This is a genomic window from Streptomyces sp. NPDC003038 (genome assembly GCF_040611115.1).
Lineage (GTDB): Bacteria > Actinomycetota > Actinomycetes > Streptomycetales > Streptomycetaceae > Streptomyces.
The window spans coordinates 41,578-56,275 of sequence record NZ_JBEXNN010000015.1 but is presented as its reverse complement, the minus strand read 5'-3'; the positions used below and the strand labels follow the sequence as shown (position 1 = coordinate 56,275).

At 71.0% G+C, this 14,698-nt stretch carries 13 protein-coding genes; 4 read left to right on the top strand and 9 right to left on the bottom strand.

Annotation, left to right across the window (positions count from 1 at the left end; translation table 11 throughout):
• Positions 1–46: 46 nt before the first annotated feature.
• Positions 47–2,926, bottom strand: coding sequence for a UPF0182 family protein (locus ABZX75_RS20000; RefSeq protein ID WP_355412449.1), 2,880 nt, complete (start codon positions 2,924–2,926; stop codon positions 47–49).
• 138 nt (positions 2,927–3,064) lie between these two features.
• Between ABZX75_RS20000 and ABZX75_RS19995 the strand changes: the two genes are divergently transcribed.
• Positions 3,065–3,652 (top strand): PPA1309 family protein, encoded by a 588-nt coding sequence (locus tag ABZX75_RS19995; protein WP_355412243.1) that lies wholly within the window; start codon positions 3,065–3,067, stop codon positions 3,650–3,652.
• A 30-nt stretch (positions 3,653–3,682) separates the two neighbouring features.
• Here ABZX75_RS19995 and ABZX75_RS19990 read toward each other — a convergent pair whose 3' ends face one another.
• The 4 genes from ABZX75_RS19990 to ABZX75_RS19975 all read right to left on the bottom strand — a co-directional run bounded on the left by ABZX75_RS19990 (position 3,683) and on the right by ABZX75_RS19975 (position 7,061).
• Positions 3,683–4,774 (bottom strand): PDZ domain-containing protein, encoded by a 1,092-nt coding sequence (locus ABZX75_RS19990; RefSeq protein ID WP_355412241.1) that lies wholly within the window; start codon positions 4,772–4,774, stop codon positions 3,683–3,685.
• Between the two features lie 96 nt (positions 4,775–4,870).
• Complete coding sequence (locus ABZX75_RS19985) at positions 4,871–5,068, bottom strand: hypothetical protein (protein ID WP_355412239.1); 198 nt, start codon at positions 5,066–5,068, stop codon at positions 4,871–4,873.
• A gap of 191 nt (positions 5,069–5,259) precedes the next feature.
• Positions 5,260–5,721: a molybdenum cofactor biosynthesis protein MoaE gene (locus tag ABZX75_RS19980; protein ID WP_355412237.1), complete on the bottom strand. Its 462-nt coding sequence runs from the start codon at positions 5,719–5,721 to the stop codon at positions 5,260–5,262.
• Positions 5,722–5,882: 161 nt separating this feature from the next.
• Positions 5,883–7,061: an SDR family oxidoreductase gene (locus ABZX75_RS19975; protein ID WP_355412235.1), complete on the bottom strand. Its 1,179-nt coding sequence runs from the start codon at positions 7,059–7,061 to the stop codon at positions 5,883–5,885.
• Positions 7,062–7,253: 192 nt separating this feature from the next.
• Here ABZX75_RS19975 and ABZX75_RS19970 point away from each other — a divergent pair, with 192 nt between their 5' ends.
• A complete protein-coding gene (locus ABZX75_RS19970; RefSeq protein WP_355412233.1) occupies positions 7,254–8,675 on the top strand; it encodes a zinc-dependent metalloprotease in 1,422 nt (473 codons plus the stop codon).
• A complete protein-coding gene (locus tag ABZX75_RS19965) occupies positions 8,672–9,211 on the top strand; it encodes an NUDIX hydrolase (RefSeq protein WP_355412231.1) in 540 nt (179 codons plus the stop codon). The genes ABZX75_RS19970 and ABZX75_RS19965 overlap by 4 nt, the downstream gene beginning before the upstream one ends.
• 143 nt (positions 9,212–9,354) lie before the next feature.
• Here the strand turns inward: ABZX75_RS19965 and ABZX75_RS19960 are convergent, their stop codons facing one another.
• The 4 genes from ABZX75_RS19960 to ABZX75_RS19945 form a co-directional block, all read right to left on the bottom strand.
• A complete protein-coding gene (locus ABZX75_RS19960) occupies positions 9,355–10,110 on the bottom strand; it encodes an AIM24 family protein (RefSeq protein ID WP_355412229.1) in 756 nt (251 codons plus the stop codon).
• 17 nt (positions 10,111–10,127) lie between these two features.
• Positions 10,128–10,808, bottom strand: coding sequence for an AIM24 family protein (locus ABZX75_RS19955; RefSeq protein WP_355412447.1), 681 nt, complete (start codon positions 10,806–10,808; stop codon positions 10,128–10,130).
• Between the two features lie 20 nt (positions 10,809–10,828).
• Complete coding sequence (locus ABZX75_RS19950; protein ID WP_355412227.1) at positions 10,829–12,529, bottom strand: TerD family protein; 1,701 nt, start codon at positions 12,527–12,529, stop codon at positions 10,829–10,831.
• A 155-nt stretch (positions 12,530–12,684) separates the two neighbouring features.
• Entirely contained in the window at positions 12,685–13,224 is a 540-nt protein-coding gene (locus ABZX75_RS19945) for a M48 family metallopeptidase (protein ID WP_355412225.1), read from the bottom strand.
• Between the two features lie 211 nt (positions 13,225–13,435).
• On the opposite strand from ABZX75_RS19945, the gene ABZX75_RS19940 reads away from it, so the two are divergent.
• The gene (locus tag ABZX75_RS19940; RefSeq protein ID WP_355412223.1) at positions 13,436–14,626 is read left to right on the top strand and encodes a TOMM precursor leader peptide-binding protein; all 1,191 of its coding nucleotides are present in this window, start codon (positions 13,436–13,438) and stop codon (positions 14,624–14,626) included.
• Positions 14,627–14,698: the final 72 nt, after the last annotated feature.

Below are 14,698 nucleotides of genomic sequence, written 5' to 3'. Positions count from 1 at the left end.
CACAGTATCACGGACGCGGGACGGAGCCGTACCGACGATCTCCGCGCTAGCCGCCGGGCTTGGGCGCGGTCAGCTTCGCCTCCGCGTCGATCGCCCGCTTCAGCGCCGCCTTGATCTCTTCCTGCGCCTTGCCGAAGGCCGCCCAGTCGCCGGCCTGCCGGGCCTTCTCGGCGTCGTCGACGGCCTTCTGCGCGTCGGCGAGCGCCGCCTTCACCGTCGGGTCCTGACTGGTGGGCGGCGGCGTCGTGCCGTCACCCGGCGGCTGGGTCGGCGGGACGGGCGTGGTCGGAGCCTCGGCTCCGAAGACCACGTTCAACGCCTTCTCCAGCGTGTCCTCGAAGGCGGTCTGACCGCCGTAGGTCACGAGCACCTTGCGCAACAGCGGGTACTTGAGCCCGGAGCTGCGCACGTACACCGGCTCGACGTAGAGCATTCCGCCGTCGAGCGGCACGGCGAGCAGGTTTCCGTACTCGATCTCGGAGTCACCACCGCGCAGCAGCCGGATCGACTCGGCGATCTTCGGCTCCGACTGGAACTTGCTCTGCACCTGTCCGGGACCGTCCGGCGGCTTGCTGGTCGGCATCTTCAGGATGCTGATCTTGCCGTAGTCCGCGGTGCCCGGATCCGCGTTGACCGCCATGAAGGCGCTCAGGTTCGGCCGCTCGTTCGGCGTGAAGGTCGTCGTGAGCGAGAAGACCTGGTCCTTCTCCTTCTGGTCCGGCATCTTCATCGACAGGTAGTACGGCGGAACCGCCGTACCGGCCTTGGTCGTCGGGTCGTCCGGGACGGCCCAGGCCTCGCTGCCGCTGAGGAAGGTCTGCGGGTCCGTGACGTGGTACCGGGTCAGCAGCTCGCGCTGGACCTTGAAGAGGTCCTGCGGGTAGCGCAGGTGGTCCATGAGCGGCTTGGAGATCTCGCTCTTGGACTTCACCGTGCCCGGGAACGCCTTCATCCAGGTCTTCAGGACCGGGTCTTGGGTGTCCCACTGGTACAGGCTGACCGTGCCGTCGTACGCGTCGACGGTGGCCTTCACCGAGTTGCGGATGTAGTTGACCCGGTTCTCCTGCGCCACCACCGCGCGCTGGCTATTGGTCAGCGAGTCCGCGGTGCTCTGGCCCAGCGTGGTGCGCGAGGCGTAGGGGTAGCCGTTGGTCGTCGTGTACGCGTCGACGATCCACTTGATCCGGCCGTCGATGACCGCCGGGTACGGGGCCCCGTCGATGGTCAGCCAGGGCGCGACGGCTTCGACGCGCTCCTTGGGGGTGCGGTTGTACAGGATCCGCGAACCGTCGCCGATGGCACCGGAGTAGAGGATCTGCGGCTCGCTGAAGGACAGCGCGTACGCCGCCCGGTTGATCGGACTGTCGAGATTGACGCCGGAGTCGCCCTCGTAGCTGGTCTCCTTCTCGCCCTTGTCGTCCGAGTAGTCGAGCTCCTTCTGCGGCCCGCCGACGATCGAGTACTGCTTCGTCTGCTCGCCGTAGTAGATGCGCTGCTCGAAGTCCGTGCCGAACATCCCCTTGGAGGGGAGGTCGGACTGGGTGAAGTCCGGAGCGCCCTGATCGCCGACCGTGGTGCCCTTGGCCGCGACGACGCCGTAACCGTGGGTGTACTTGAAGTGGTCGTTGATCCAGTTGTTCTTCGGGATGCCGCCGATGTTCAGCTCGCGGAGCCCGATGACGGTGTCCTGGCCGTCGTACCGGTCCACGGCGAGCGTCGACGGGAAGGCGTAGTAGCCCTTGACCTGCTGGAGCTGCTGGAACGCCGGCGAGACGATGTTCGGGTCGAGCAGCCGGACGCTGGCGGTGGTGTCGGCCGCCGACCGCAGCTTGGTCCGGTCCTCCGTCTGCGGGGCGCCCGGGTAGTCCTTGACGTCGGTGTTGGCGATCCCGTAGGCGTCGCGCGTCGCCTTGATGTTCTTCTGGACGTACGGCGATTCCTTGGCCTGCTCATTCGGCTGGACCTGGAACTTCTGCACGATCGCCGGATACAGCCCGCCGATCAGGATCGCCGAGAGCACCATCAGGCCGAAGCCGATGACCGGCAGCTGCCAGGTGCGGCGCCACAGCGTCGCGAAGAAGAGCAGGGCGCAGATCGCGGCGATGGCGACGAGGATCGTCTTCGCCGGCAGGTACGCGTTCGCGTCGACGTACCGCAGGCCGGTCCAGTTGTCCGCCGCCTTGAAGTCGCTGGACTTCACGGCGAGGCCGTACCGGTCGAGCCAGTACGCGACGGCCTTGAGCGTCACGAACAGACCGAGCAGCACCGACAGGTGCCCGGTCGCCGCGGCGGTGGCCCGGGCACCCGGGCTGGTCACGCGCAGTCCGCCGTACAGGTAGTGCACGACGGCCGCGGCGATCACCGACAGCACGACCGCGGCGAAGCCGAAGCCGAGCAGGAAGCGGTACCAGGGCAGGTCGAAGGTGTAGAACGACACGTCCAGGTTGAACTGGGGGTCCTTCTGTCCGAAGGCCACCCCGTTCACATACATCAGCCAGGTCTTCCACTGGCCCGCCGCCGAGGCGCCCGCGATGAGGCCGACGAGCACGGCGATGCCCAGAAGCAGCCACTTCTTGTACGGGGCGATGCTCATCCGGTACCGGTCGAGGCTCTGCTGCTCCATCGACATGGCGCTGAGCGGCGGCCGCAGCCGGTGCGCCAGCCAGATGTTCAGCCCGACGGCGCCCGCCATCAGCAGACCGAAGACGGCGAAGAGGCCGATCTTGGTCCACAGGGTGGTGGTGAAGACGGACGAGTACTTCACGGAGCGGAACCAGAGCCAGTCGGTCCAGAAGCCCGCGAACATGATGAAGAGCATGGCCAGGACGGCCAGCACGCCCAAGGTCATAAGGAGAGTGCGGGCCCGCCGGGACGGGCGGCCGACTCTCATCCGTGGCCCGGAAGGGCCTCCGCCGCGGTCCGGCATCTGGAAAGCCAAGGCGCACCTCGAAAGTCGCTGAGTCTGGTATCGAACGGGGCCCCCGATCGTAGAGCCCACTCATGCAACTTACTGAGGCTTTAGTCAGTTCCCGGTATCGGGGGGAAAGGAGGCAGGATGTTGTCCATGTCCAACCTTTCGCCTTCCCCCACGCCGCCCGACAAGCCGACTCCGTCGGCGGGGCCGATGGCGGCCAGCCCGTTGACCCGTGCCTGCCTTGAGATCGACGAGTACGCGGCCGGCCTCGGCTGGGACCAGCCCGCCCGGCTGTTCGCCCTCGTCGACACCGCCAGGCTCAAGAAGCAGGAGCCGCGCCTCGCCGGCCAGCTCGGCCTCGACCAGGACGACGCCGGCAAGACCTCCCTCACCCCGATCGAGCAGGACGAGCTGCCGGCCGGGACCGCCCTCGACAAGTTCCTGGGCACCATCGCCTGGCCCGACTCGGTCGTCGGATGCGCGCTGACGGTGGAGCGGCTGATGCTGCCGCCGTCCGCGGAGGCCTCCGTACCGGAGGGACTCAGCGACAAGCAGCTGTCGAAGTGGGTCGCCGGACACCCCGAGCGCCAGGAGGTCCGGCTGACCGTGGCCGTACTGCGCGACGGCTCGCGCGAGTCGGCCGTACGGCTGCGGGAGAAGGACTCCTCGACCGAGGTCCTCACCGGCGGGGGCCTGGTGCCCGGGCTCGCGGAGGCGCTGGCCGCGACCTTCTCGTAGGAGACGGCGGGCGGCCCGGAGGCGGACCGGTCAGGGCTTCGCGGCGCACTGCGGCAGCCCGGCCGTGTCCCCCTTGCTGATCTTCTCCAGCGCCTTCGTGGCGTCGTCCATGGTGGAGACCTTCACCAGGGTCAGCCCGTCGGGCACGTCGGCGGCCGCGGCGGCGCAGTTCTCGGCGGGCGTCAGGAAGTACTGGGCGCCCGCCTCGCGGGCGGCGATGGTCTTCATCTGGATGCCGCCGATCGGGCCCACCTTGCCCGCGTCGTCGATGGTGCCGGTGCCCGCGACGAACTTGCCGCCGGTCAGGTCCTGCGGGGTGAGCTTGTCGACGATGCCGAGGGCGAACATCAGCCCGGCGCTGGGGCCGCCGACATCGGCGAGCTTGATGTCGATCGTGAACGGGAAGGTGTGGTCGGTGCCGGCCCGGATGCCGACGATGGCGTGACCGCCGCCCTCCGCCTTGCCCGTGGTGATCGTGACCTTGGTGGAGCCGGTGGGCTCGCGCTGCGCCTTCTCCGCCTCGGCCGCCTCCGCGGCCGGCACGACGGTGAATTCGACGGGCTCGCCGGGCTTGTGCCGGGTGACGAGCTTGGCCACGTCCTCGGGAGCGGTCACGGGGGAGCCGTCCACGGCCCGGATGACGTCACCGGCGTGCAGCTTGCCGTCGGCGGGGCTGGCCTTCACGACGGAGGAGACGATCACGCGGGCGGAGACCGGGATGCCGAGCTGCTTGAGCGCCGCCACCTTGGCGCTCTCCTGCGACTGGCTGAACTCCTCGGCGTTCTCCTGGGTGGACTGCTCTTCCGTCTTGCCGTCCGGGTAGAGGTTCTCGTGCGGCACGACGATGTTGTCGTCCGCCAGCCACCCGTACACGGCTTCCAGCAGGTTCATGTCGTAGTCCGCGCTCGTGACCCGCACCGTCGTCATGTTGAGATGACCGCTGGTCGGGTACGTCTTGCGACCCGAGATGCTGAGAACGGGCTCGCCGCGCGAGTCCCCGAGGGTGTTCACCGTCGGACCCGGGCTCATCTCGGAATACGGGACCGGGAGGAAGAGCCCTGCGATGAGCAACGTGAACAGCACGAGGGTGGAAGCGAGCATCGTCGCAGTGCGGCGTGGCATGGATCCGACAGTACGTGACGGCCTCGGCGGGCGGCCCCCTGGGCCGCTCCGTACGGGCCCGTACGCGGAAGTCTCAGGGGGTTCTCACGGGACGCCTCAGACGGCGTCGGAACCGGAGTGCGCCTCTGCCTTCATCTTGGCCTCGTCGGCCCTGCCCATGGCTTCACGGAATCTCGCGTAGCCCGCGAGTTCGGATATGTCACCTTGCGTGCGGTCGCGCGCCGCCCAGCTGCCCCATATCGCCGCTCCGATCGCCGCGCACAGTGGAATCAGCAACCACGCCAGAGACGCCATGGGCCTGCCTCCCTACCCCGATATGTACGTGTCGTTGGTGGCTTCAACGCTCATGCCCGGGAGGGGGTTACGCAAATCGAGGGCGTGTTGCGCGGCCGAACGGGTGCGAGGCTACCCCCTTTCGGGGGGACTGTCCGACCGGGGGGTTCAACCGGCGCCCACCCGCTTCCGAGCAGGCGCCGACCCGCGCCTCAGCAGGCGCCGACCCACTCCTCCGAGCCGTCCGCGAAGGTCTGGTGCTTCCAGATGGGAACCTCGTGCTTGAGGTCGTCGATCAGCATGCGGCAGGCCTCGAAGGCCTCGCCCCGGTGCGGACAGGACACGGCGACGACGACGGCCAGGTCACCGACGGACAGGTCGCCCACGCGGTGTACGGCGGCCAGGGCGCGGACCGGATACTTCGCCACGACGCGCTCGGCCACGCGGCGCATCTCCGCCTCGGCCGTCGGGTGGCAGGAGTAGCCGAGCGAGTCGACGTCCGCCCCGCTGTCGTGGTTGCGCACCGTGCCGACGAACAGCGTCGTGCCGCCCGTCGCGTCATCGCCGACGGCCTGGAAGACCTCGTCGATCGACAGCGGCGTCTCACGGATCTCGAGCAGCCGGATCGGGTCCGGAGCGGCCTGCTCGCCGGGGTGGTCGAAGTGCGGTGCCATACCGTCCATCGTGCCCTAGCCGCCGACGCGGCGGAATAGCCGAAACGCCCGGGCACCGGCGTTGCCGTTGGGATCCTCCTACAGAAAACCGCTGGTGGCCGGTATCCGGCCCGGGGTCGGGGGCCGCCCGGGGCCGGGGCCCCCGACACGGGCCGGACGGGTCAGATGCCGCGACGCTTGCGGGCGCGGCGGACCGCGGCGGCGGCGCCCAGCAGGGCCACCGTCGCACCCGCGGCTCCGGCGGCCGTGGCCGCGTCCTTGCGGCCCAGCCGGCGGCCCGCGACGGTGTGCCGTCCGGCGACCTCCTGGAGCAGCTCGGCCAGCACCTCCTCATTGGTCCAGCGGGGCCGCCAACCCGCCGCGTGCAGCCCGCTGACGCTGACCACCCAGGGGTGCATCGTGTAGGCGAGGTCCCCCGCCGGGGACGGCGTCAGGCCGATCCGGTGCAGGCGGGCCGCCGCGCCCAGCGCCACGGCCGACGGGAGCTCCATGCGGCGGATGCCGCTCAGCTCCTCGACCTCCTCCTGTTCCAGCCAGCCCTCGCAGCCCACGGCCAGCTCTCCCTCGACCTTCTCGAGCGCCGCGTACTCCAGCGCGCTGACGAGGTCCTCCACGTGACAGAACTGCCAGGTGGGGCGGGATCCCGCCACGACGAGGAGCCGCGGGGACTCGAAGTACCTGGTCAGCGCGGTGTCCGTGCCGCCGACGAGGACGGCGGGGCGGACCACCGTCACGTTCAGGCCGGGGTGGGCGCGGGGGGCGCGGCGGCCGAGGCGCTCGATCTCCAGCAGGTCGCCGACGCCGGTCGCCTCCGCCGTGGCCCGCAGCTCGGAGTCCTCCGACAGCGGGATGTCGTTGTCCGGCAGGGCCCCGTAGACCATCGCCGAGGTGCACAGCACGACCCGGTGGACGCCCGCCGCCGCGGCGGCCGTCAGTACAGTCTGGGTCCCGCGCACGTTGTACGCCGTACGGGCCGCCGGGTCCGTCTCCAGATCGAGGTCCAGCGCGAGGTGGACCACCACGTCGGCGCCGCGCAGTTTCTCGGCGATCGCGGGGTCCCGTACGTCCAGGACGTGCCATTGGGCGGCCGCGCAGTCCCCGCGCCGCTCGTCGATCGCGACGACCTGCTTGACCTCGTCGGAGGCGGCCAGGCGGCTCACCAGGGCCGCGCCGACACCCGAGGCGGCGCCGGTCACGGCGATCACCGGGCTGTGTCGTCGGGGGCCTGCCGGGTTTCGCGGCCGGCGAACGCCGTCGCTGTCACCGTACTCAGGGCGGTTTTCGGGGTCGGGCGTCGGGCGGCCGTGCTTATCCGAAAACTGCGGATCTGGGGAACTCACCAGGCGTCTCCAGCGGTTGTCTTCAGTAGGGGCGCGCCGTGACGCGTACCTACCAGGTGATGTCCATCCTGCCGCAGCCCAGGAGTCAGCGGAGCACCGAGCCCGTAAGCGGGTGTGGTGTCTACGCTGAGAGGTGTTGTCGGACCATTGCCCGTCGGCTCCCGCCGGCGGCCCTACGAGCCGAGGAAACCCGTGAGCGACACCCCATTCGGATTCGGCCTTCCGCCGGAGGAGCCGGAAGACGGCGACGAAGGCAAGAAGAAGGGCAATCAGGGCGGTCAGGGCGGTCAGGGCGGCCCGGCGAATCCGTTCGGGTTCTCCGGCATGGGTCTGCCGGGCGGCGCCGGCGGCCAGGGCGGCGCGGACAATCCGTTCGCCGCGATGTTCGGCTCGATGAACCCGGGCGACCTCGGCGCGGCCTTCCAGCAGCTCGGGCAGATGCTCAGCTACGAGGGCGGTCCCGTGAACTGGGACATGGCCAAGGACATCGCCCGTCAGACCGTCGCCCAGGGCACGGCGGACGGCGTGAAGGACACCAGCGTCGGCGTCGCGGAGAAGTCCGCCGTCGAGGAGGCGCTGCGCCTCGCCGACCTGTGGCTGGACGGCGCCACCTCGCTGCCCTCCGGCGCGGCCACCGCGGTGGCTTGGAGCCGCGCCGAGTGGGTCGAGGCGACCCTTCCGGTGTGGAAGGAGCTCGTGGACCCGGTCGCCGAGCGCGTCGGCGCGGCCATGGGCGGCGTCCTGCCCGAGGAGATGCAGGCCATGGCGGGCCCGCTGCTCGGGATGATGCGCTCGATGGGCGGGGCCATGTTCGGCCAGCAGATCGGCCAGGCCGTGGGCGTGCTCGCGGGCGAGGTCGTCGGTTCGACCGACATCGGGCTGCCGCTGGGCCCGGTCGGCAAGGCCGCCCTGCTGCCGCTGAACGTCGAGAGCTTCGGCAAGGACCTGAGCGTCCCCGCGGACGAGGTCCGGCTGTACCTGGCGCTGCGCGAAGCGGCTCACGCCCGGCTCTTCGCACACGTGCCGTGGCTCCGCTCGCACCTGTTCGGTGCGGTCGAGGGCTACGCCCGCGGCATCAAGGTGGACACCTCCAAGCTGGAGGACGTCGTCGGCCAGCTCGACCCGTCCCATCCGGAGCAGTTGCAGGAGGCTCTGCAGGGCGGGATGTTCCAGCCGCAGGACACCCCTGAGCAGAAGGCGGCCCTGGCCCGCCTGGAGACGGCGCTCGCTCTGGTCGAGGGCTGGGTCGACGCGGTGGTGCACGAGGCGGCCAAGCCCCGGCTGACCTCGGCCGACGCGATGCGCGAGACCATGCGCCGGCGCCGTGCCTCGGGCGGCCCCGCGGAGCAGACCTTCGCGACGCTGATCGGCCTGGAGCTGCGCCCGCGCCGGCTGCGCGACGCCTCGCGGCTGTGGGCCTCGCTGACCGACGCGCGCGGTGTGGACGGCCGCGACGGGCTGTGGGAGCACCCGGACATGCTTCCGACCGCCTCCGACCTGGACGACCCGGACGGCTTCGTACACCGCGAGCACCTGGACTTCTCCGAGATCGACAAGATGCTCGGCGAGGCCGCCCGCAAGCGGGACGACCAGGACGGCGACGAGGCGAAGTGACCCTGTACGACGATGCGGTCCTCGTACTGAAGGGCTACGAGGGGAACGGCGAGGCGGGCCAGACCGAGCTGGGCGATCTTTACCTGGAGCACCTGGCGGAGCATCCGGACGGGGTCTACAAGCCCTGCGCGGCCGGGCACATCACCGCCAGCGCGCTGGTGGTCGACCCGGAGCGCGGGCGCGTGCTGCTGACCCTGCACAAGAAGCTCGGCATGTGGCTGCAGATGGGCGGCCACTGCGAGCCGGGTGACGCCACGCTCGCGCAGGCTGCGCTGCGCGAGGCCGGGGAGGAGTCGGGCATCGCCGCCGGGCTGACGCTGCTGCCCGGTGGTCCGGTGCGGCTGGACCGGCATCCGATCCCGGCGCCGTGCAACTGGCACCTGGACGTGCAGTACGCGGCGCTGGCGCCGGCCGATGCCGTGGCGGAGATCAGCGAGGAGTCGCTCGACCTGCGCTGGTTCCCGTACGAGGAGGTGGCGGCGGTGGCCGACACCTCGGTCGTGCGGCTGATGGAGGCGGCCCGGGCGCGGATCTGACCGTACCGGTACGGCGAAGGGCGGCCCCGCAGCGTGCGGAGCCGCCCTTCGCCTTGTGCCTTCGTGGTTCTCGGCCTTGCGGCCTGTGCCCCGGGGTGCCGGGGTGCTGGGGTGACGGTGTCCCGCTGTCCCGCTGTCCGCTGTCAGTTCCAGGCGTTGTTCTGGTTCTGGGAGTGGGCGCCCTGCTGGCCCATGCCGAACTGCGCCGCGACGCCCTGCCCGAGCTGCGCGTTCTGCGGCGGCAGCACCTCGCTGGGCTGCACCAGCGCGAAGCCGGTGCCGAGGAAGCTCAGCTCCCAGCCCTCGCCGGTGTTTCCGCGGCGGCGCCACACGCCGGTGGAGTGCGTCTGTGCCTGCATCTGCACCCGCAGCGAGGTCGACCAGGCGACGATCGCGTCCGCGTCGGCGTTGACGTACTTGTCGGGCGTGACGTGCATCATCAGCGGCTGCCCGGAGGTCATGAGCGCGACCTTGCCGCGACCGGTGATGTTGAGCTGGTACTTGCCGGACCCTGAGATTCCGTACTGGCTGTCCACCGCGATGACCTCGGTGTGCAGGGTGGAGTCCAGGGCCAGGACGTAGCTGCTGTCGACCGTGAGGCCCTCTTGGTCCACGTCCACGACGTGGACGTACTGGGCGAGGTTGGCCAGGTAGACCGTGCCCTGCCCGGAACAGCGCATGAGGTCCAGGCCCTCGCCGGTGTTGCGGCGGGCGCCCCGCTGGCTGCTGGTCTGGTATTCGCCGTCGAAGTCGATGAGCCCCTGGTAGGCGACCATCGCGCCCTTGCGTGCGAGTACGTCGTCGGTGCCGGTCAGCGAGACCCGCAGCAGCTGCGGGTTCTGCACGGTGTACCGGTCCTGGGACTGCGCCTCGGTGTGGGCGAAAAGTGCGCTCTGCATGATGTGTCCGCTCCCCCTCAGCCCCGGGCCCGGAGCCGGTCGGTGCTGTCCTCGCTGGGCTGTACGACGACGATGCCCTGGCCGGAGAAGGCCATCTGGTAGGCCTCCCCGCTGCCCCGGCCGATCATCGACGAGGCCTTGAAACTGCGCTTCCCCTTGACCTTCAGGTTCGGCGACCAGGCGACGAGCGCGTCGGGGTCGACGTACGTCTCGTCCTCGCCGCGGCCGCAGTCGACCACGATCGGGGTGCCGCGGGAGGTCAGGGCCACCCAGCCGGTGCCCGAGATCTGGACGTTGAACAGGCCTTGGCCCGCGAACTTGGCGAGGCCCTTGACCCGCTCGACGCCCCACTGGAGGTGCGCGTCGAAGGCGAGCAGGTTGGTGCCGTTGACCGAGAGCGCGTCGTTGTTGAGGTTGATGACGACGACGTCGGCGCCGTAGTCGGCGAGGTAGAGCAGGCCGTCGCCGGTGCACTTCATCAGCGGTGCGCCTTCGCCGGTGATCCACTGCGAGGCCATCTGGCGGACGGCCGGCGGGTTGGGCTCGTACTGCACGAAGCCCTCGTAGGCGACCATCGAGCCCGTGCGCGCGAAGAGGTCCTGGCCGCTCTGCATGGCGACCTTGAGCATGGCCCGGCCGTGGTTCTCCATGCGGGCCGTGACGGGGGTCGGGGCGTAGCCCGCGAGCTGCTGGTTCATTGCGTTCATGTCGGGCTCCCTCAGACCTCGTACGGCTGGACGACGATGAAGTTGCCGGGAGCGCCGCGGAACTGGAGGTTCACGGTCTCCCCGCTGTGACCGGGGTAGGCGTTGCGCCGGAGCCGGACCTGGCTGGAAAGGATCACCTGTGAGGCGGACGACCACGCGACGATGGCGTTGCTGTCCGCGAAGGTGGTCGGGGTGACGGGCAGGACGACCGGGACGCCGCGCGTCTTGACGATCACCGTGCCGGAGCCCTGGAACTGCATGGTGAACAGGGCGCCGCCGGGGATGCCGTGGCCCTCGATGCGGCGGACCTCGTGCTGGAGCGTCTCGTCGAAGGCGAGGACCGCCTCGGCGGAGACGCAGATTCCGTCGCCCTGGAGCTCGATGGCGTGCAGGTGGGCGTTGTTCTCCGCGAGGAAGACCTGGCCGCGGCCGGTGCAGCGCATGAGCTGCATCTCCTGGCCGGTGGCGTTGCCGACGATGCGTCCGGCGAAGCCCGCGCCCTTGTAGCTGAAGTCGACCTTGCCCTGGTAGAGGACCATGCTGCCCTGGCGGGCGAGGACGGCCTGGCCGCCCATGGCGAGGTCGACCCGCATGAGCTGCTGGTTCTGAGGGGTCCAGCGGGCGCCGGTGGGTGCTTCCTTGTACGGCTGGAGCGCGGCGGCGAGACCGGGCGCGGCGGCGGCCGCCTGCGGGGCGTAACCGGGCTGCTGGCCGGGAGGCTGGCCGGGCGTCTGACCGTAGGCCGGCTGCTGCCCGTACGGGGCGGGGGCGTGCGGGGGGACCTGGGCCGGGTACTGGCCGGGGATCTGGCCGTACGAGGGCTGCTGCGGAGGCTGCGGCTGGCCGTAGGGCGCGGGGGCCGGTGGGGCGAGCGGCGCGGCCATGGTGGGCGCGGCGTGCACCGGCGCGGCCGCGGCGGGCTGCCGGTACGCCTGCGGCTGGGGCTGCGGGGCCGGCGCGGGTACGGGTGCTGGTGCCGGTGCCGGTGCGGGTACCGGTGCCGGTGCGGGTACCGGTGCCGGTGCGCCGAAGGACGGCGCGGGCGCCGGAGCCTGCGGGGCGGGGACGTGCGGCGCGGGCGCCGGGGCGCCGAAGGACGGCGCCGGGGCGGCGGCCTGGGGCGGCGGGGCGAACCCGGGCGCGGCGCCGCCCTGGGCCGCAGGCTGCTGCTCCGGCTGGGATTCCTCGGCGACCTCGCCGCCGAAGTTCTTCAGCAGGGCGGCGAGTCCGCCGTCGAAGCCCTGGCCGACGGCGGCGAAGCGCCATACGTCCTTGAGGTAGAAGTCGCCGAGCATCACCGCGCGCTCGGTGCTGAACTCCGCACCCGTGAACGCGTACCGGACGACCTCCTCGCCTCCCGCCACGATCCGGATGTAGCCCGGACCGATCTGCGACATCTGTCCGGCGCCGTCGATGGTGGCGGTGAAGGACAGCTTGTGGATGCCCGCCGGAATGCGGTCCAGGGTCACCCGGAAGGATTCAGTGTCACCGGCTTGCGCACCGAGTTGCTGAATGGACTCTTCCGGCGATTTCGGCTGGTTGAAGAAGACGAAGTAGCGGTCGTCAGACAGCTGCTCGTTCGCGTCGAGGCCGAAGCAGCTGATGTCGAAGGCGAGTCCGGGCCCGGCGATCTGGACGCCCACGTACAGATCGGTGCCCGCCGTCAGATCACTGATCTTGGCCTTGTGGCCGCGTTGGAATTCCCTGGCCATACGTAACGACCGTCCCCCATCCCGACTGTGAATCCGTGCCGCTCAGGCTAACGGCAACTGCCGACATCCGGCCAAGTCGGTACCGAGCCGGTACATATCTCGGTTCGTGATCTCACGGTCATGGGACGAGGTCTCGTCGCGGTCATGCGTCGCGGTCATTCTTCGCGGGCGGCGGGAACCTTCGGGAGGCGCTCGGCGGCGACCACTCCCTCCAGATAGCCGCGGGCCCGCTCGGTCCGGGGGTACGCCTCCAGCAACTGCCAGAAACGGGGACCGTGGCCGGGCACGAGGAGGTGGGCCAGCTCGTGCAGGAGCACGTAGTCGACGACGTACTCCGGCATCCCCTGGAGGCGGTGCGAGAGCCGGATGCTGCCCTCGGCCGGGGTGCAGGAGCCCCAGCGGGTGTTCTGGTTGGTGACCCAGCGGACGGAGCGGGGGCGGGCGCTGCCGCTGAAGTACTGCTCGGACAAACGCTCGGCGCGCTCGGTGAGTTCCGCGTCCCCGAGGGTGCGTCTGCTCTCCTGCGCGGCCAGTTTGTCGAGCATGACCCCCACCCAGCGCTGCTCCTCGGCCTCGGACATCCGGGCAGGGATGAGCACGACCGTACGCTCACCCTCGCGGTAGGCGGATACGGTCCTGCGGCGGCGCGCGCTCCGGCGGACTTCGACGGCGCGTTGCGATGGGTCGGCGGACACGCGACGACGGTACCCGCAAGCCGTGGCCGACGTCGCGCCCCTCCACGCCTCGAACGTGATCGATTCACGGCCGGTCTCCGGCGCACGCGAACTCTTCATCTCATATGCCTTATACACCCCGCCTGTGGACAAAATTTGGCACGGATTCCGACGGGCGGGCAATGTTGCGGAAGCAGGGAGGAAGCGACACGGGGATCGAGGGGGACTGGCGATGTATCCGAAGGTGAAGCCCGCGCTGGCACGGGCCTGGCGGAATCTGCAGACCGTGCAGTTCGGGGTGACCCCCGCCCACGCGGTGGTGCTCGGCCCGGTGGACACGGCGACCGGTTCGCTCATCGACCGGATCGACGGGACGAGGGGGATGGACCTGTTGCGGGCCGAGGCTGCCGGGATGGGGCTGCAGGCCGGCCGGGCGGACGAACTGGTCCGGCGGCTGGCCGCGGCCGGCCTGCTCGACGACGCCACGGCGGGCGGGCCGCGAGCCCAGGCGGTGCGCAGACGCCCGGAGACCCTGGAGCGGCTGGGGCCCGATCTGAGCTCGCTCTCCCTCGTCCGCCGGGAACCGGGCGGGGACTTACGGGCTGTCGCCGCGCGCCGGGCGATACGGGTCCAAGTGCGCGGCAGTGGCCGGGTGGGCGGGGTGATCGCGGCGGTCCTGGCGGGAGCGGGGATCGGCCGGGTCGAAGTGCTCGACGGCGGCCGGGTGGAGCCGGCGGATGTGGCGCCGGGCGGGCTGGGACCCGGGAGTGTGGGCCGGCTGCGCGCCGAGGCCGCGGGCAGGCTGGTGCGCGAGTCGGCCCCCGTCCGGGCTCCGCGGGCCGGGGAGGGCGAGGGGCCGGAGCCGGGGCTGGCCCTGGTGGTCGTCGCTCCGCGGGACGGGCTGCAGGCGTGGGCGCCCGATCCGGACACGGCTGCCGACTGGGTCGCCACGGGCGTCCCCCACCTGTATGCGGGGGTGCTGGAGGGTACCGGGCTGGTGGGGCCGATGGTGCTGCCGGGTGCCACCGCGTGCGCGGGATGCATGGAGCGCGAGCGGGTGGACCGGGACCCGGCCTGGCCGAGGATGCTGGTCCAGTGGCGCTCGGCCCACCGCCGTCGCTCGAGCGCGGCCTGCGACCTCGGCCTGTCCGCGGCGGTGGCCGGCCTGGCCGCGGCTCACGCGCTGTCCTTCCTCGACGGGGAGCTGCCCGCTTCGACCGGCTCCCGCTGGGAGGCGGCCCTGCCCACACTCCGCTGGGAGCCCTCCGCGGTCCGCCCGCACCCCGACTGCCCGTGCGGCGCGGCCGTCCTCGCGGAGGCGGACTCCGACGCCGACTGCGCGACCGGCCGAAAAGGGGCCCGTCGAGCGGTACTGGAGCGGGCGGGGGGAGGATCGGGCTCCGAGGGCGGAGAAGGGCCATGACAGGATGCGTTTCGTCCGAGAGGCCACCTTGAACCGCCGCTTGCGGCGCAGCTGTCTGGGAAATGGAGGGGC

Excerpts from the sequence above, each read along its gene's own strand:
- ABZX75_RS19955 (WP_355412447.1), bottom strand. The coding sequence starts at position 10,808 with ATGAACCAGCAGCTCGCGGGCTACGCCCCGACCCCCGTCACGGCCCGC.
- ABZX75_RS19980 (WP_355412237.1), bottom strand. The coding sequence starts at position 5,721 with ATGGCACCGCACTTCGACCACCCCGGCGAGCAGGCCGCTCCGGACCCG.
- ABZX75_RS19960 (WP_355412229.1), bottom strand. The coding sequence starts at position 10,110 with ATGCAGAGCGCACTTTTCGCCCACACCGAGGCGCAGTCCCAGGACCGG.
- ABZX75_RS20000 (WP_355412449.1), bottom strand. The coding sequence starts at position 2,926 with ATGCCGGACCGCGGCGGAGGCCCTTCCGGGCCACGGATGAGAGTCGGC.
- ABZX75_RS19940 (WP_355412223.1), top strand. The coding sequence starts at position 13,436 with ATGTATCCGAAGGTGAAGCCCGCGCTGGCACGGGCCTGGCGGAATCTG.
- ABZX75_RS19985 (WP_355412239.1), bottom strand. The coding sequence starts at position 5,068 with ATGGCGTCTCTGGCGTGGTTGCTGATTCCACTGTGCGCGGCGATCGGA.
- ABZX75_RS19995 (WP_355412243.1), top strand. The coding sequence starts at position 3,065 with ATGTCCAACCTTTCGCCTTCCCCCACGCCGCCCGACAAGCCGACTCCG.
- ABZX75_RS19990 (WP_355412241.1), bottom strand. The coding sequence starts at position 4,774 with ATGCCACGCCGCACTGCGACGATGCTCGCTTCCACCCTCGTGCTGTTC.
- ABZX75_RS19950 (WP_355412227.1), bottom strand. The coding sequence starts at position 12,529 with ATGGCCAGGGAATTCCAACGCGGCCACAAGGCCAAGATCAGTGATCTG.